The organism is Nonomuraea harbinensis (assembly GCF_019396385.1).
In the GTDB taxonomy this organism is placed as follows: domain Bacteria; phylum Actinomycetota; class Actinomycetes; order Streptosporangiales; family Streptosporangiaceae; genus Nonomuraea; species Nonomuraea ferruginea.
This window is the reverse complement of the sequence record NZ_JAHKRN010000008.1, coordinates 23,455-40,337: the sequence shown is the minus strand read 5'-3', so window position 1 is coordinate 40,337 and position 16,883 is coordinate 23,455. Positions and strand designations below refer to the sequence as shown.

General features: G+C 72.9%; 11 protein-coding genes. 4 read left to right on the top strand and 7 right to left on the bottom strand.

The window, feature by feature from the left end:
• Position 1 precedes the first annotated feature (1 nt).
• The 6 genes from KME79_RS10740 to KME79_RS10715 form a co-directional block, all read right to left on the bottom strand.
• Positions 2-1,378 (bottom strand): M20 metallopeptidase family protein, encoded by a 1,377-nt coding sequence (locus KME79_RS10740; protein WP_308248867.1) that lies wholly within the window; start codon positions 1,376-1,378, stop codon positions 2-4.
• Complete coding sequence (locus tag KME79_RS10735; RefSeq protein WP_219544303.1) at positions 1,375-2,523, bottom strand: amidohydrolase family protein; 1,149 nt, start codon at positions 2,521-2,523, stop codon at positions 1,375-1,377. The genes KME79_RS10740 and KME79_RS10735 overlap by 4 nt, the downstream gene beginning before the upstream one ends.
• A gap of 154 nt (positions 2,524-2,677) precedes the next feature.
• Positions 2,678-6,064, bottom strand: a complete 3,387-nt coding sequence (locus KME79_RS10730) for a phosphodiester glycosidase family protein (protein WP_308248866.1) — start codon at positions 6,062-6,064, stop codon at positions 2,678-2,680.
• 62 nt (positions 6,065-6,126) lie between these two features.
• Complete coding sequence (locus KME79_RS10725; protein WP_219544301.1) at positions 6,127-8,205, bottom strand: hypothetical protein; 2,079 nt, start codon at positions 8,203-8,205, stop codon at positions 6,127-6,129.
• Positions 8,206-8,295: 90 nt separating this feature from the next.
• Positions 8,296-9,366 (bottom strand): amidase, encoded by a 1,071-nt coding sequence (locus tag KME79_RS10720; RefSeq protein WP_219544300.1) that lies wholly within the window; start codon positions 9,364-9,366, stop codon positions 8,296-8,298.
• Between the two features lie 894 nt (positions 9,367-10,260).
• Positions 10,261-11,193, bottom strand: a complete 933-nt coding sequence (locus KME79_RS10715) for a Clp protease N-terminal domain-containing protein (protein ID WP_308248865.1) — start codon at positions 11,191-11,193, stop codon at positions 10,261-10,263.
• 218 nt (positions 11,194-11,411) lie between these two features.
• Here KME79_RS10715 and KME79_RS10710 point away from each other — a divergent pair, with 218 nt between their 5' ends.
• The 4 genes from KME79_RS10710 (at position 11,412) to KME79_RS10695 (ending at position 15,091) form a co-directional block, all read left to right on the top strand.
• Entirely contained in the window at positions 11,412-12,011 is a 600-nt protein-coding gene (locus tag KME79_RS10710) for a hypothetical protein (RefSeq protein WP_148032091.1), read from the top strand.
• 166 nt (positions 12,012-12,177) lie between these two features.
• Positions 12,178-12,900 (top strand): VIT1/CCC1 transporter family protein, encoded by a 723-nt coding sequence (locus tag KME79_RS10705; protein WP_219544299.1) that lies wholly within the window; start codon positions 12,178-12,180, stop codon positions 12,898-12,900.
• Between the two features lie 188 nt (positions 12,901-13,088).
• Positions 13,089-14,720, top strand: a complete 1,632-nt coding sequence (pgi, locus tag KME79_RS10700; RefSeq protein WP_219544298.1) for a glucose-6-phosphate isomerase — start codon at positions 13,089-13,091, stop codon at positions 14,718-14,720.
• Between the two features lie 14 nt (positions 14,721-14,734).
• Complete coding sequence (locus tag KME79_RS10695; RefSeq protein ID WP_219544297.1) at positions 14,735-15,091, top strand: spore germination protein GerW family protein; 357 nt, start codon at positions 14,735-14,737, stop codon at positions 15,089-15,091.
• 50 nt (positions 15,092-15,141) lie between these two features.
• Here the strand turns inward: KME79_RS10695 and KME79_RS10690 are convergent, their stop codons facing one another.
• Positions 15,142-16,848 (bottom strand): IlvD/Edd family dehydratase, encoded by a 1,707-nt coding sequence (locus KME79_RS10690; RefSeq protein ID WP_219544296.1) that lies wholly within the window; start codon positions 16,846-16,848, stop codon positions 15,142-15,144.
• Between the last annotated feature and the right edge of the window lie 35 nt (positions 16,849-16,883).

Genomic DNA, 16,883 nt, shown 5'->3' with positions numbered 1-16,883 from the left:
GTCAGGGGATCACCCGTTCCTGGGGATGCCGGCGGACACCCCTCCCGTTGACGTTCGGCGACGGGGACGCGGCGAGATAGCCGGCCAGGAGGCTTTCGGCGACCTCGCCCACGGTGGCGTCGCCGGGCAGGAACTCGGGGGTGTGCAGCCCGGCCCGCGTGTCGACGCCGACGAACATCATCAGCGACGGCATCAGCTCGCCGTACTGGGCGAAGTCGTCGCCGCCGCACGAGCGCAGCTCCTCGCTGACCGACCGCCCGCTCTGGCGCAGCAGCGCGCCGGTGCGCATGGCGAGCGCGGCGTCGTTGACCAGGACCGGCTCGCCCCGGTGGACCCGGACGTCGGCCTCACAGCCGTAGGTGCGCGCCATGTCCTCGACGAGCTGGGCGAACTGGGCGTGCAGCGTCTCGCGCGCCGGCTGTGACAGGGTGCGCAGGGTGCCGTGGGCGACGGCCTCGGCGGGGATGGCGTTCGGCGCGGTGCCGGCGTGCACGGTGCCGAACGTCACCACGGTCGGCACCATCGGGTCGGCGGTCCGGCTGACCAGGTGCTGGGCTCCGGTGATCACCTGCGCCATGGCGACGATCGGGTCGCGGGCCAGGTGCGGGTAGGCGGCGTGCCCGCTCACGCCCCTGAGCGTCACCCGGAACTCGTCGGCGGAGGCGTTGACCGCGCCCGGCGTGCAGGCGGTCACCCCGGCGTCCAGCACGGGCTGCACGTGCGCGCCGATCATGGCGCAGACGTCGTTGCGGGCCAGGGCTCCCGATCGGACGATGTCGGCGGCGCCCGACGGGTGACTCTCCTCGCGTGGCTGCAGCACGACCATGAGCGGGGCCGGCCGCTGCTGGGCGGTCACGGACTCGTACCCGGCCTCGGGCCGGCTCTCGTGCGTCTCCAGGATGGCGGTGACCCTGGCGACCGCGCGGGCCAGCGCCACGACGGCGGCCAGGTGGACGTCGTGGCCGCAGGCGTGCATGGCGCCGTTGTCGGCCGCCCAGGGCACGCCGGTGCGCTCGACGATGGGCAGCGCGTCGAGTTCGCCGCGCACGCCCACGGCGGGGCCGGGGCCGCCGATCCTGACCAGCGCGCCGGTCCCGGCGACGTGCTCCACCGGCCCTTCCGGCAGCGCGTCCAGCACCCGTCTGAGCGTGGGCGCCTCCTTGCCCGACACCCTGGGGTCGGCGTGCAGCTCGCGCCGCAGCCGCTCGGCGGCGGGCAGCTCGGCGTGCAGCGCCTCCCGCAGCAGCACCTCGCGGTGGCCGGAGCCGAGGTCGGCGCGGGCGTCCGCGCGCCGGCCGGAGAGCTGATCGGATCGCAGCTCAGCACGGTGGTCCGTACGCCGGTCGGAGTGGCCGTCCGGGCGGGGATAGGAGGTCACGCGGCGCCCCCGAGCCGGTAGAGGCGGCGCGCGTTGGTGGCGCCGATCATGGTGGCGACCCGCACGGCCTGGCCCGCCGACCACTCCCCCTCGGTGACGAAGCCGCCGAGCACCCGCGTCATGGCCCGCCGCCACAGCTCCGCGCCGAGGAAGTGCAGCTCGGCCGGGCCCCATCCGTCGGACGAGAACATGATCTTGGCGAACGGGGCGATCTCCAGGCTCTCGGCCACCACCGCGGCGCTGCCCGCACCGGTGTGGTGGACGGCCAGGCCCAGGTCGAAGAACACGTGCGGGTACGCGTGCGCCAGGTATCCGGCGTGGCGGTGGAACGGGTAGCAGTGCAGCAGCACCAGCGGCACCCCGGCCGGCTGCGTCCGCTCGATCAGCCCGCGCAGCAGCAGCGGGTCGGCGCGGCGCAGGTCCAGGTCGGGGTCGCCGATCCCGGTGTGGAACTGCAGCGGCAGGCCGGTCTCCAGCGCGGTCCAGATGAGGTGCCGCAGCAGCACCGGGTCCGCCAGGCGGCCGCCGGCGGCGAGCCAGCGGCCCGCGGCCTCGGTCACCTCGGCGGGCGAGGGCGGGTCCGGGTCGAGGTCGAGCCCGTGCCGGTAGGCGACGATGCTCTTCAGCGCGCGGGCGGTGCGGATCCGCTCCCCCAGCGCCTCGGCGAACCGGCCGGCGAAGCCCGCGGCGGACACGCCTGAGGCGGCGACCTGCTCGGCCACGGCCTCCAGCCGCACCACCTCGTCGACCGGGACCGCGGCGAGCTCGGCCATGCCGGAAGGGCCGACGACCTCGTCGGCGCGGTAACCGGTCTCGATCAGGTAGTGGCCCGCGCCCGCGGCGCCGAGCAGCAGCCGGTTCACCGAGACGACGCCCAGCCGGGCGCGGCGGGCCAGGTACTCCTCGGGCGAGATGAACGCGTCGAGTCCGAGCACGGGCGCGCAGTGGCGCAGGATGGCGTGGCCCAGCTGCGAGTCGAACGGCGTCATCCAGTCGGGCGCCGGCCCGTGGGCCTCGGTGATCAGGTCCTCGAACGCGGCACGCGACAGGTCGCGGCCCGTCACCCCGTGGGCGTGCTGGTCGACCAGCGGCAGTTCCTCGATCGTCCGATGGAGCCCGGACAGCACGGTGAGTTCACTGGCCATCGGCGCCCCCGCCCGGCTTCACCTCTACGCGCGACACGTACGTTCTTCCCCTTCGCGGACAACGGCCTCAACCCGAACCGTGCCCGCGTGCGGGGCCGATGAACGTGGGGACGGGCACGACCTGCGCGCCCGTCCCCGCGGATCAGGCGGTCGATCAGGCGGCTGACCTGGCGGCGACCGCCACGGCGGCCTGCTCGGTGACGCCGTTGACGGTGACCGCGACCGTCACCTGACCCTTGCGCAGCGCGGTGAGCGTGCCGGTCTCCGGGTCGAGCACGGCGACGTGCCACGGCTTGGCCTTGGCCCGCGGTCCCACGTGCAGGTTGGGCGAGCCGGACCAGGCCGCCGACACCGGGTAGGCGACGGGCACGTCACGGCCGTCCTGCCGGACCGTGGCGGTGACGGTGGCCGGGGTGCCGGTCTCGACCCTGGCCGGGGCTGTCAGCGTGAGCCGGTCGACGTGCGGGCGCAGCTCGGCGCCGATCCACTCGGGGGCGTCGGCGAACCAGTTGCGCCTGACGTGCTCGGCCTCCTTGCCGGTGACCGGGTCGACGCCCCACAGGGACCAGCCGGTGAAGCCGCCGTCGCCCGCCGGGGTGGACGGGTTCTTGGCGGAGTTGCCGTTGATCACGTAGGGCACCGCGTCCACCCGGGAGGCGTGGAAGGTGCCCACGTGCCCGCCGATGAACGCCGCGCCCTTGCCGGTCTCCCGCTGGAAGTCGGCCAGCCAGCCCTCCACCAGCGCGGCTTCCTTGCGGTCGCCGAGCTGGCTGCCCTTGCCGGGGGTGGGGTCGCGCGGCGGCACGTGGAACAGCACCGCGACCGAGCCGATCGAGCGGTCGTCCGCGGCGCGGTCCAGCTCCGTACGGAGGAGCTCGATCTGCTCGAAGCCGCCGCCGCGCAGGTTGAGGCGGGAGGTGTCGAGCGTGACGAAGCGGGTGCCCTTGTGGTCGAAGGTGGTGTACGTGTCACCGAAGACGGCCTTGAAGTTGTCGATGCTGCCGCCCATCACCTCGTGGTTACCCGGGATGTAGTGATATTTCAGGTCATCGCCGAGTTCTTCGTCGAGGATCCGCTTGGCCAGCGCGAAGTCCTCCGGCGAGGCCTCGTCCACCAGGTCACCGTTGACGAACAGGAAGTCCGGCTTCGCCGCCTTGATCTCGCGGAGCGTGCGGCGCGCGCCCGCGACCAGGTCGCTGTCCGGGTCCCGGGCGACGAACTGCGCGTCCGACATGACCGCGAACCGCCACGGCCGGTCGGCCACGTCCGGCTTGACCACCGGGTCGGCGACCTTCTCCGGCTCCGGCGTCTCCACGGACGGCGGCACCTTCGCGACCAGCCCGTCGATCAGGATCTCGTTGGTGTAGGAGGCGGTGGCCTTGGTCTCGGCCATGTAGAAGCGCCGCAGCTTGAGCGGGTAGCTCACGCCCGGCGGCACCGCGAACTCGACGAACCGCCAGCCGGTCCACGTCATGTACGGGCCACGCAGGATCTGCGACTGCCCGAGCGCGTCGTAGAACTCGAGGCTGGGCCACTCCCCCTTGCCGGTGGAGTGGATCCACATCCCGAACGCCTGCGGCTGCCCGTCCACCACGAGCTGCTCGGGCGGGCTGGCGTAGGCGGCGCGGGTCGCCGTCGACTGGGTGAAGTCGTACGAGAGCTTGAGCCCGCCGCCGCTCTGGCCCGGCGCGGCCGAGAGCGAGCCGGTGGCCCGCGCGGCGGCGAACGTCCACGAGGCGGCGTTCTCGAAGTCGGCGACCGGCTGGTCCTCGAAACCGACGGTCACCGGCAGGGCGGTGCTGATCTTGCCGACCTTGGCGGTGATCAGGGCGGAGCCGGTGTCCTTCCTGGCCTTGACGGTGAAGGATCCGTGCTCGTTCGCGGTGACGTCGAGCAGTGCGCGGTCGTAGTCGAGCGACAGGTCGGCGGGCTCGATCGGAGCGGTGTTGCCGTTGCGGTCGTAGCCGACGACGCCGAAGGTCGCGGTGTCGTCCGCGCCGGCCAGGCCGACCCGGTCGCTGGTGACGCCGAGCCGCTGGAGCGGCTGGAGCACGGTCAGCTCCAGGGAGCCGGTGGCCTTGCCCCGGGCGGCGGTGACGGTCGTGGTGCCGGGCACCAGGGCGTGGAACCTGCCGTCCCTGACGACGCCGTGGACCGCGGGCTTGCTCCGCCAGATCGGCGCCCCGGACGCGGGCCCGTACGTCTCGTCGTATCCGGCGGCGGTCAGCCGCCGCGTGAGGCCGGGGAAGACGCGCTCGGGGCGCCCGCCGCCGATGGGCGCCGCGCCGGGGGCCCGGCCGGGGTCCACAGCGGTCTCGACCCAGAAGCCCTTGAGCTTGCCGCTGCCCTCGGGGGCGTAAAGCGCCAGGCCGTTGGGGACGTGCCGCTCGCCGCCGTCGGACGGGCTGTTCTCGACCTGCGGGGCGGCCTGGCCCGGCTCGCGGGCGAGCATGGTGGAGGAGCCGCCGCCGTCGAGGTTGAGCGCGTCGGCCGCGCCCAGCTCGACCATCATCGCGGCCAGCTCGTTGAGCGTGACCCCGCGGCTGTCGGCCTGGCGGCCGTCCACGGCGAGCAGGTACATCTTCTTTCCGTCGGCGGAGAAGCCGACCGCGGTGCGCGGGTGCGCCGACTGGTCGGTGGAGTTCTGCGCCTTGCCGTCCTTGACCAGCACCCAGTTCCCGCCGACCGCGGCCTTGACGTCCCCGCCGTCGGAGGCCTTCGGCCGGTACGCGACCTCGACCTTGTCGCCTGCCTTGAGCCCGGCCAGGGCGGCGGCGCCGGCGTCGCGGCCGAGCAGGATCGAGGTCCCGGCCGGGATGGGTCCCTCACCGGCCTGCCCGCGGACCGCGGCGACCACGCCGTCCCTCAGTTCCACCTCGGTGACGGCGGTGGCGCCCTCGACGGCGCGGGCCCGGGTGTAGGACCCCCACAGCGGGGTGAACAGGCCGACGCCGCCTGACTGGATGCGCTGGTTGAACTGGGTGAGCGTGACCGGTGAGCCGCCCTCGGGGGTGGCGGTGCCCTCGAAGTGCATCTTGAGGACCCGGCCGACGCCGTCGCCGCTGATCGCGACCGCGTTGTCGTGGCCGGCCATCGGCGACTGGACGAGTTCGCCGGTCTGCACGCCGATGCCCTGGGCGGCGCCCGAGTTGTTGATGTCGAAGAAGTCGCCGTTGACGGCGGCGACCGCCCGCGACCGCTGGGCGGGGCCGGACAGCGGCTCGGTCTTCGACACCTCGCCGGAGTACACGTAGTCGGCGCTCGCCCCGCCGGCGAGGTCGGCGGTGAGCGCGTCGGCGCGCAGCCACCCGAGCGGGTCCAGCCGGTCGAAGGAGGTGAGGGTGATGCCCGGGGCCACCGGCCTGGTCTTCTTGGCGGTGTCGAGCCGGTCGCCGGTCGCCTGGGCGGCGACCAGCGTCGAGAGGGGCGGGTAGGACGACGCCGTCGGCGCGTCCTCGATCGGGGGTGCGGGATCGGCCTGTGCGGGCGCGGCGGCGGTGAGCACGAGCGTCGCCGCGGCGAGTAAACGGAGGGTCTGCACGACCGAATGCAATCGTCCGTGCATATAACTTTCAAGACCTTGAGGTGAACTAAAAGAAAATTTCAGATCTTGGCGGCGACAGGGGCCTCCTCGGACGCGGGCTCCGCCAGCGGCTCGCTGTGGATCCCCGCGTACAGCACCAGCGGCACGGCCACCGCCACGACCATCGACAGCACGGCGGTGCCCGAGTCGTTCACCAGCATCCCGACCACCCCGCTGACCAGCGCCCCGATCAGCCCGGCCTTCAGCATGGGCGCGCGCTCGAACGCCTGCGGCACCACCCCGGCGCTGATCTTGCCCGGTCGCATGATCGCGAAGATCAGGAACGCCAGGCCGGTGATCACGATCGGCATCAGGTTGGGCGAGAGCATGGTGTTGAGCATGGCCCCGAGCTTGCGGAGGATCATCGGCATGAACGTCCCTTCGAGCACCATGCCGACGAACCTGCCCAGATGGGTCTGCGACGGCGCCGGCCGCAGGTAGTCGAGCACCGCGAGCGCCGACACGGTCACCCCGCCCAGGGCGCAGAACCCGACGAACTTCAGCACCGACACCCGCTTGCCCGCCACCAGCAGCGCGGTGACCGCGATGCCGGGCACGAACGCGATCACGCCGCCGAAGTCGCTGCCGATCCCCGGCCAGCCCGCCAGCAGCATCGCGGCCACGCCCAGCGTGGAGACCAGCGCCACCGCGGCCCGCCGCCGCCCGGCCCGCACCAGATGGTCGGCGGCCACCGCGGCGGTCATCAGCACGGAGGTGGCCAGCAGCGCGAACGGGATGTTCGCCAGCCCGTAGTAGCGCCCGCCCACCACGGCGGTGTAGCCCATGAGGCTGTTGAACTGCAGGTTGGTGCCGGTCAGCAGGTCGGCCACCATGACGATGCCGATGATCGCGGCCACCACGCCGGGCGGCCCCAGCGGGCCGCGCCGCCACGGCCCGAGCACGGCGAAGGCGGTGATGGCCGAGGCGATCGCCACCACGCCGGTGATGACCAGCGCGATCGGGTACGGGCCGTGCCCCCAGGGGAACACGTTCACCGCGTACGTCGAGACGGGCACCGCCGCCAGGCCGAGCGCGACCACGCCGACGGCGCCGGCGTTCCTGCGGCGTGACAGCACGTAGTAGGCGATCGCGTAGAACGACACCGTGATGACGGCGAAGCCGGTGAAGAACAGCCCGGTGGTGTTGCGGATGCCGGTGCCCATCATGTCGGCCCTGCGCAGCTCCGCGACGGCCTCCTCCAGCGGCAGCCGCTCCCCCGCCTGCCAGGGCAGGCCGATCACGGTCGGCGGGACGGGGATGCCCGCGGCGGTGAGCACGGTCGGCGTGGTGTCGGTGATGATGACGATGTCGCCGCGCCGGGTCGACGCGGTGCCGAGCAGCGCGCCGGACGCCTCGGCCCGCTTCCACATGGCCACCCGCAGGTGCGGCACCGACCCGTGGTCGCCGATGCCGCTGAGCACCACCTGGGCGCCGGCGGGCAGCTTCGCCAGCGCGGCGCCGACCTCCGCGTCGGCGGCCCGCACGGCCTCGCGCCGCCGCTCCGGGCCGAGCGCGTCGGGCACCGCGGGCAGGTGGCCGCCCGCCAGGTAGGGGCTGATCAGCTCGTCCACGTCCACGGCCAGCACCCGGCAGCGCGACCAGTCGGCCAGCGCGGCCGGCTCCGGCGCGTACACGTCCACCTTGCCGTCGGCGTCGGCCAGCGCCAGCGCGGCACCGGGGCCGACGGCGGTCGTGCAGTGGCCGGCGGCGTGCACGGCCGCGCCGAGCGTGCCCGCGTACGTGCCGTCACGCCTCGCGCGCAACCCGTCGAAGCCCGGCACCCGGGCGCCCTCGCCCGTGCGCTCCGGCTCGGGCGGCAGCCCGCAGCGCTGCCCGACGGCGGAGCGGACGCCGGCGGACACCGACAGCCAGCCGTCGAACGGGCAGGCGAGGGTGCCCACGGTCTTCACCGACACCGACCCCAGGTCGCTCTCCCCGGCCAGCCGCCACAGGTTGGGGGTCGCGTGCGGGTCGACGTCCTCCCAGAGCAGGCCGGGCACGCCGATGAGCGCGACCGGGGGCTCCTCTTGCGCGGCGTGCGCGGGCGGCGCGATCCACCACAGCGCCGACGCGACCAGCAGGAAGTACGCCCACCTCACCGTTTGCCCCCATGCGGAGAAGGAGTCAGGTACGGCGACGCGGATCCGGCCGCCGGGGATCAGCAGGCAACGTAGCACGCCATCCCGTGGTTAGGCTCCCCTCCTCATCCCGGGGCATCCGCGCGCTCGATCTCCGCCCGCGGCGGCCGGCACGACGTGTTCCTCCCACGGACGGCCGACCACCTGGACGGCCGAGCCGCCGCAGGGCACCACCACGACCGGCGCGCCGGTGAGGCTCCAGGGCAGCGTCCACAGGTAGTCGGCCGTCTCGGACTCCCGCCACGGCGGCGGCTCCTCGGCGGCGGGGATGACGAGGACGTCGGCCTGCGCGGTGGCGGCCAGCATCCGCCTGCGGAACCGGTCCCAGTCCCACAGCACCCGCACGTTCTCCTCTCCGCTCAGCCCCGCCCGGTCCCAGTAGCGCCGGGTCAGCTCCAGCGCCTCCTCCCGCACGTCGGGCAGCGGCCGCTCCGCGACGGCCGCCCCCGCCTCGGCCAGCGTCCGCACCGCCCGCGCCGTCGCCTCGTGGCCGCCGGCCCCGGCCGTGGTCGCCACCCGCAGCCCTGGGACGCGCACGGCTCCCGGATCGCCGAGCGGCACCGGCGGCGTCCCGCCGTCCATCCCGTCCGGCCCGGCGATCACCTCCAGCGTGGCGGCGAGGTCGGCCACGGTGCCGGCGATCGGGCCGATGACGGTCCTGCCGTCCTCCAGCGATCCGCAGCGCGGGAAGTGACCGGTCAGCGGCACCCGCCCGAACGTCGGCTTCAGCCCGGCCACCCCGCACCAGGCGGCGGGCAGCCGTACGCTCCCGCCCGAGTCGCTGCCCAGCCCCAGCGGCACGGCACCGGCGGCCACCAGCGCCGCCGTCCCCGACGACGACCCACCGGGCGCCCTGCCCGGATCGCGCGGATTGCCGGTCTTCCCGTGCAGGGGGTTGTCGGCCATGGCACTGCTGATCGCGACCACGACCGCCCCGGCGGCCCGCAGCCGCCGATCAGCCCGCTCCGCCTCCGCCGAACTCCACCCGGCATCAACGGCGGCCACACCCCCGAACCGCTCCCCCGCCCACCGCACCCGCTCGATCGCCTCCCGTACGACGTCGACGGCGGTCGTCTCGCCTGCCCGTAACCCCTCCGCCAGCCCCACCGCGCTCCGCACCATGCGCGCATCCTGACATGTCCCCGTACGACTAGCGCCGGGCCGTCCTCGATGACCCCGGAGGCTGGCGACGCGTCTGGGCGAGCGCTTGTCCACCGCTCCCCCGCCGGGGCCCCGAGCCCGGCGCTTGATCAGGGTGTACGTGGGCAGGGCCATCTCCTCGTCGGCCAGCCACTTGCACCTCGGAGGGCACCCTGAAAGCCGACGCCCGGATGCCTCTTCCACCACGCGCCGTCGCCCACCCGGCCAGACAGCAACCCGGCCACCTCGCTGCCACCGACGCTGCTGGATGGCTCCGCCAGTACGGCGACGTCCGCTTCGCCCTTGATCTGCCGTGACGCCTCAGTACCTCGCCGCCGCCTCTCCCCTTTGCCAACTCTGACGCCCAGCTCGGGTAAAGCACCTCGGCGAACTCGACCTCCTCGGCCTCGCATCGGCCAAGAGGAGGGATCCGGCCGACTCTGTGATGCCGCCGAGACTGTGACGGCGACGTCGGTCACAAAACCAGCCACCGTCGGCATCCCGGCCAAGACACCGGCCACCGTCGCCACCACGGCCAAGACAGCCAGTCCCGTCAGCACCCGGCCGGTATCCCGGCTATGGTGTCGGCTGCCGTCGACGCCTCGGCCAAACACCGGTCACCGTCGGTATCCCGGTCATGACGTCGGTCACCGTCAGGTGCCCCAACCGAGTCGCCAGTCGCCAGCGGTATCCCGGTCGTGACGCTAATCGCCGGCGGTGTCCCGGCCATGACGCGGTTGCGGTCGACGCCCCGGCCAGGAACGGCGGGAAAGGTACCGCCTCACCAGGTGGCGGCGATGACGACGCCCACCATGACGACGGCCACGACGGCGTAGCGGAACGCTCTGGCGCGCAGGACTCGGGTGATCCGCATTGTCAGTCACCGGAGGCCGGGCCGAGATGCTCCTCCAGCCGGGCGATCCGCTGGACGAGGGGCTGGAGTTGCTGCCGCACGGCCACGGCCACGAGCGCCGCCAGGTCCGATGCGCCGGGCGACTGGCCGGACGGTTGCGCGGCGGACTCGGCGCGCAGGTGGACGTAGCCGGCGAGGGCCGCCACGACGGCGCGGCGGGTCGGCCGGTGCTCGGCGCCCAGCCCGCGCAGCACCTGGCCGGCGATCCCGTCGGGTTCGGCGACGAGCCCGAGGAGGAGGTGCTCGCATCCGACGTAGTTGTGCCCGAGCGAGGTCGCCTCGTTGACCGCGGCTTCCAGAGCGTTCGCCGCGCCCACGCCGAACCGGCGCACCTCTGAACCCGGCTCGCCCACCCCGGGTTCATGCACCGGGCCGCTGCCCGGCTCGGGCTCAGAACCCGCAGCTCGTCCCGGCTCGCCGCCGGGATCCTGTCCAGCTCCGAGACCTCCGGACGACATACGACCGCCCGGAGAGTCGGGGCCTTCCGCACCTCCCGGGCCCGTAGAAGCGTCCGCAGACGTACCACCTCCCACGGACATCCGGCCAGCGAGGTCGCGGGTTACCTGGCCGGGATCGATGTCCATGGCGCGCAGGACGTGGAGGGCGAGGTTGGTGCCCTCCGCCAGCATGCCGGCCAGGAGGTGCTCGGTCTCGACGCCGCCCGCCCCGGCGCGCGACGCCGCGAGCTTGAGCACGGTGCGGGTGCGCGGGGTCAGCAGGGTCAGGGCGCCGGTCGGACGGTCGAGATCGACGTCGGACAGGGCCGTCTCACGGATGGCCGTGACGCGGCGTACGGCCTGCTCCAGGGCGCGCTGGCAGATGGACGAGACCGGCACGCCCGCCTGCTTGACCGCCTCCGCCAGGTCGTCCGGCAGATACACGTTGATCTTCGGCACGTCACCTCCCCAAGGGCTGCCCCCATCATAACCCCCATGTAACCCCACCGCTCCCGACAAGGCCGGGAGTCTTATTCACTGGCATTGGGGCAGATGTCAGCGCAGACTGGAAAGACGGCGATACACCACAAAGTGGAGCACCCGTGGACAATCACCTTGATCACATGCCGGTTCTGTCCCGTGGCAGGCATCGCAACCCGAAGCGTGGTGCTTGCTTCATGGAGTTCGCGTCCTATCTGGCCGGAGAACGGTGGAGCGACCACCCGGCCTGCACACACCCACTGCTGGCCGCGCTGGCCCGCCTCGTCAACGACAACACCACCGACGAGAGCCGCAGCCGCCTCATCCACCTGGTCCCGTCCATCATCGGCCTGACCAGCACGGACCTCCGGGTCGACGCCCACATCGCGCTCCGCTGCGCGACCACCGCCCTGCCCGTCGCCGCCGCCGAGCGCCAGCTCGCCCTCGCGGTCTCGGTGCTCGCGGCGGAGGAGATGCTGGCCCGGCTGAACGGCGTCCCGCCCGGACGGCTGAGCCCGCGCAGCCAGGAGGCGATGGACCAGGTCCCGCAGGCGGCGGCCCAGGCACGCAGGTTCAGCCGGGCAGCCAAGATCACGGAGAAGGGCTTCCGCAGGTACGCGGCCCCGAACGCGGTGCAACTGGCCGTGGTCGGGATCGTGCAGGCCTGCATCGAGGACCCGGACACGATGCTGCGCGACCTGCTGACGGCGGCGATCGACGACTGCTCCCGCCTGATCCAGGACACCGGGACGACGACCCCGGCGGTCCCGCTGCCCGTCGCCCAGCCGGCGTCCTGAGAGTGTCGTTCGTCACCCTGGCCCGCCTTACCTAGCAGGGCCTAAAACACTCGTCCACCTGTTCGTATACGGTGCAGAACCGCAGGTCAGGCAAGCCTCTCCTTCGTTGCGGATCTTTCCGACATTTACCTAATGTCGATGGACATGCAGCAATAGGAGGGATTTCATGACCATCGAGCTGGAGCGGACGTACTCCCCCGAGATGCACCACAGCCACCGTGACGTCACCGGCGGGTGGCTGCGGCCGGCGGTGTTCGGGGCGATGGACGGGCTCGTCTCCAACTTCGCGCTGATCGCCGGTGTGGTGGGGGCCTCGGGTCCCGGGCGGGGCGCCGTGCTCGCCGGGTTCGCCGGGCTGGTGGCGGGTGCGTGCTCGATGGCGGCCGGCGAGTACACGTCGGTCAAGTCCCAGACGGAGCTGATGCGCGCCGAGATCGCCGTGGAGCGGCGCGAGCTGGCCCGCAACCCCGAGGGCGAGCGCGCCGAGCTGGCCGCGCTCTACCGGTCCCGCGGGCTGGAGCCGGAGCTGGCCGAACAGGTCGCGGCCGGGCTGTCGGCCGATCCCGAGCAGGCTCTGCGGGTGCACGTGCGCGAGGAGCTCGGGGTGGATCCGGACGACCTGCCTTCGCCGAAGCTGGCGGCCGTCTCGTCGTTCTGCGCGTTCTCCGCCGGGGCGCTGGTGCCGCTGGTGCCGTTCTTCTTCGGGGCGTCGGGGCTGGCGCTGGCGGTGGTGCTGAGCGTGCTCGCCCTGTTCGGGTTCGGCTCGGTCGTGGCGCACCTCACGGCCCGCCCGTGGTGGGTGGGCGGCCTGCGCCAGCTCGTGCTCGGCGTCGGCGCCGCCGCGGTGACCTTCGGCATCGGCCACCTGCTGGGCGTCGCCGTCTCCTAGATCCAGCCGTCTCCTAGACTCAGCCGTCTGCTGATCCAGCCGTCTCCCGGCCCAGCCGTCTCCTGATCCATGCGCGGAACCCGGCTCCGGCAAAGAGTCCGCTCCGCCATGCGCGGAATCGGAACCTCCGGGTATGCGGATACGGGACGATGGCGTGATCGGTTTGTGACGGCCGCGAGGAGGGCGACGTGAACGGCGACATCACCCAGAGCCAGGAGTGGGCGGCGCTGGAGAAGCACCATGGTGAGCTGGCGGGCATACACCTGCGCGAGCTGTTCGCCGACGACCCCGGCCGGGCCGGCCGCATGACGCTGACGGCGGGCGACCTCTACCTCGACTACGCCAAGCACCGCGTCACCAGTGAGACCATCGGGCTGCTGGTGCGGCTGGCCGAGCGGGCCGGGCTTCGCGAGCGCATCGAGGCCATGTTCACCGGCGAGCACATCAATGTCAGCGAGGATCGCGCGGTCCTCCACACCGCGCTGCGCGCCCCCGCCGACACCGCCCTCGTGGTCGACGGCCAGGACGTCATCGGCGACGTGCACGCCGTGCTCGACAAGATGACCGCCTTCGCCGACCGGGTGCGCGCCCAGGAGTGGCGGGGGGCCACCGGGCGGCCCATCGCCACCGTGGTCAACATCGGCATCGGCGGCTCCGACCTCGGCCCCGCGATGGCCTACGAGGCGCTGCTCGACTACGCCGACGCCGGCATCGAGGCCAGGTTCGTCTCCAACATCGACCCGGCCGACATCACCGGCAACCTCCGCGGCCTCGACCCCGCCACCACGCTCTTCGTGGTCAGTTCCAAGACCTTCACCACGCTCGAGACCCTCACCAACGCCAGGGTGGCCCGCCAGTGGCTGGTCGGCGCGCTGGGCGAGGACGCCGTCGCCAAACACTTCGTGGCCGTCTCCACCAACGCCGCCAAGGTCGCCGAGTTCGGCATCGACACCGACAACATGTTCGGCTTCTGGGACTGGGTCGGCGGCCGCTATTCCTACGACGGCGCCATCGGCCTGTCCCTGATGATCGCCGTCGGGCCGGCCAGGTTCCGCGCGATGCTGGCCGGCTTCCACGCCATCGACCAGCACTTCCGCACCGCTCCTTTCGAGGCCAACATGCCGGTGCTGATGGGCCTGCTCGGGGTGTGGTACGCCGACTTCTTCGGCGCCCAGACCCGCGCCGTGCTGCCCTACAGCCAGCGCCTGCACCGCTTCCCCGCCTACCTCCAGCAGCTCACCATGGAGTCCAACGGCAAGTCGGTGCGCGCCGACGGCGCCCCCGTCACCTGCGACACCGGCGCCATCTTCTGGGGCGAGCCGGGCACCAACGGTCAGCACGCCTTCTACCAGCTGCTCCACCAGGGCACCCACCTGGTGCCCGCCGACTTCATCGGCTTCGCCGAGCCGTACGAGGACCGCGAGGGCATGCACGACCTGCTCACCGCCAACCTGTTCGCGCAGACCTCGGCGCTCGCGTTCGGCAAGACGGCCGAGGAGATCGCCGCCGAGGGCACCGCCGCCGCGGTCGTGCCGCACAAGGTCATGCCGGGCAACCGGCCCACCTCCACCATCCTCGTCCCGAAGCTCTCCCCGTCGACCCTCGGCCAGCTCGTCGCCCTGTACGAGCACGTCGTGTTCGTCGAGGGCACCATCTGGGGCATCGACTCCTTCGACCAGTGGGGCGTCGAGCTGGGCAAGAAGATGGCGCTCGACCTGGCTCCCGCGCTCACCTCCGACGAGCCGCAGGCCGGCTTCCCCGACCCCTCGACCGAGCGGCTCGTCCGCGTCTACCGCGAGCTGCGCGGCCGCCCGTCGTGAACCACCATGAGGGCATGGACATCATGGAGATAGCGGAGAAGTCCAGGGACTCCGCGAACGTCAAGAGGGTGTTCGGCGACCCCGTGCAACACGGCGACGTGGTCGTCATCCCCGTCGCCAGGATCGCCTACGGCGGTGGCGGCGGCACGGGCCAGGGCGAGGACAAGAAGGGCGACAGCGGCAGCGGCAGCGGCGTCGGCTACGGCGTGGCGGCCACCCCCGCCGGGGTGTTCGTGGTCAAGGACGGCGAGGTGCGCTGGCAGCCGGCCGTGGACGTCAACCGCATCGTGGCCGGCGGCCAGATCGTCGCCGTGGTGCTCCTGCTGACGCTGCGCGCCGTCTTCAAGCGCCGCCGTCGCCGCCGTCACTGACGCCCGGGGTCGGCCAGAGACTCCGGGCGCCGCGCTTCCGGTGAAACCGCTCAGTGGGACTCGCGGCCCACCCCGTCGCCGCTCGAACCGGTGAGGAAGTCCAGGTCGACGCCCCGGTCGGCCTGGAGCACGTGGTCCACGTACAACCGCTCCCAGCCGCGTACGGGCCGGGCGTGGCCGGTCATGACCGGCTCCCGGGCGGCCAGTTCGGCCTCCGGCAGGTCCACGTCGAGCCGCCGGGCCGCCACGTCGAGCACGATCGGGTCGCCGGTGCGCACCCTGGCGAGCGGCCCGCCGGCGGCGGCCTCGGGCGCGGCGTGCAGCACGACGGTGCCGTAGGCGGTGCCGCTCATGCGGGCGTCGCTGATGCGCACCATGTCGCGCACCCCCTTGGCCAGCAGCTTGGCGGGCAGCGGCAGGTTGCCCACCTCGGGCATGCCGGGGTAGCCGCGGGGACCGCAGCCGCGCAGCACGAGCACCGACGTCTCGTCCACGTCCAGGTCGGGCGAGTCGAGCCGGGCGTAGACGTCCTCGACGCTGTCGAACACGACGGCCCGGCCCCGGTGGCGCAGGAGTTCGGGCGAGGCGGCGGCGGGCTTGATGACGGCGCCGTCGGGGGCGAGGTTGCCGCGCAGCACGGCGATGCCGGCGTCGGGCAGCAGCGGCTCAGCGCGCCTCCTGATCACGGTCTCGTCCCAGATCTCGGCCCCGGCCAGGGAGCCGGTGAGCGGCTCGCCGGTGACGGTGATCGCGGACGGGTCGAGCAGGTCGGCGACCTCGTTCAGCACGGCGCGCAGGCCGCCCGCCCTGAACATGTCCTCCATCAGGTGCCGGCCGGCGGGCTGCAGGTCGACGAGGAGCGGCACACCGGAGCCGGTGCGGTCGAAGTCGTCGAGGTTCAGCTCGACGCCGAGCCGGCCGGCGATGGCGAGCAGGTGGACGACGGCGTTGGTGGAGCCGCCGACGGCGGCCAGGGTGACGATCGCGTTGAGGAACGAGGCGCGGGTCATCACGTGGCTGGGGCGGCGGCCCTCGCGCACCAGCTCGACGGCCAGGCGGCCGGTGTCGTGCGAGCGTTCCAGCAGCCTGCTGTCGGGGGCGGGGATGCCGGCGGTGCCGGGGATGGTCATGCCGAGCGCCTCGGCCATGCACGCCATGGTGGAGGCGGTGCCCATCGTGTTGCAGTGGCCCCGGCTGCGGATCATGGAGGACTCGGACTCCAGGAACGCCTCACGGGAGAGCGTCCCGGCGCGTACCTCCTCGCTGAGCCGCCACACGTCGGTGCCGCACCCGAGCGGGACGCCGCGGAAGCGGCCGGTGAGCATGGGGCCGCCGGGCAGCACGACGGCGGGCAGGTCGACGGAGGCGGCGGCCATGAGCAGCGACGGGATGGTCTTGTCGCAGCCGCCGAGCAGCACCACGCCGTCGATCGGGTTGGCGCGCAGCATCTCCTCGGTGGCCATGGCGGCGAGGTTGCGCCAGAGCATGGCGGTGGGCCGGACGTTGGTCTCGCCGATGGAGAGCGCGGGCAGATTGAGGGGGACGCCGCCGGCCGCCCAGATGCCCTGTTTGACGCTGTCGGCGACCTCGTTGAGATGGGAGTTGCAGGGGGTCAGGTCGGAGGCGGTGTTGGCGATCGCGATGTGCGGCCGTTCGCCGTCGAAGGCGTCCCGGGGCAGTCCTCGGCGCATCCACGCGCGGTGGATGTACGAGTTCCTGTCATCGCCCGCGTACCAGTGCGAGCTGCGCAAAACCATAACGGCACCTTAGCCATCGAATCATGGCTAACGGT

Excerpts from the sequence above, each read along its gene's own strand:
- KME79_RS10735 (WP_219544303.1), bottom strand. The coding sequence starts at position 2,523 with ATGGCCAGTGAACTCACCGTGCTGTCCGGGCTCCATCGGACGATCGAG.
- KME79_RS10705 (WP_219544299.1), top strand. The coding sequence starts at position 12,178 with ATGACCATCGAGCTGGAGCGGACGTACTCCCCCGAGATGCACCACAGC.
- KME79_RS10720 (WP_219544300.1), bottom strand. The coding sequence starts at position 9,366 with ATGGTGCGGAGCGCGGTGGGGCTGGCGGAGGGGTTACGGGCAGGCGAG.
- KME79_RS10690 (WP_219544296.1), bottom strand. The coding sequence starts at position 16,848 with ATGGTTTTGCGCAGCTCGCACTGGTACGCGGGCGATGACAGGAACTCG.
- KME79_RS10710 (WP_148032091.1), top strand. The coding sequence starts at position 11,412 with ATGGAGTTCGCGTCCTATCTGGCCGGAGAACGGTGGAGCGACCACCCG.
- KME79_RS10695 (WP_219544297.1), top strand. The coding sequence starts at position 14,735 with ATGGACATCATGGAGATAGCGGAGAAGTCCAGGGACTCCGCGAACGTC.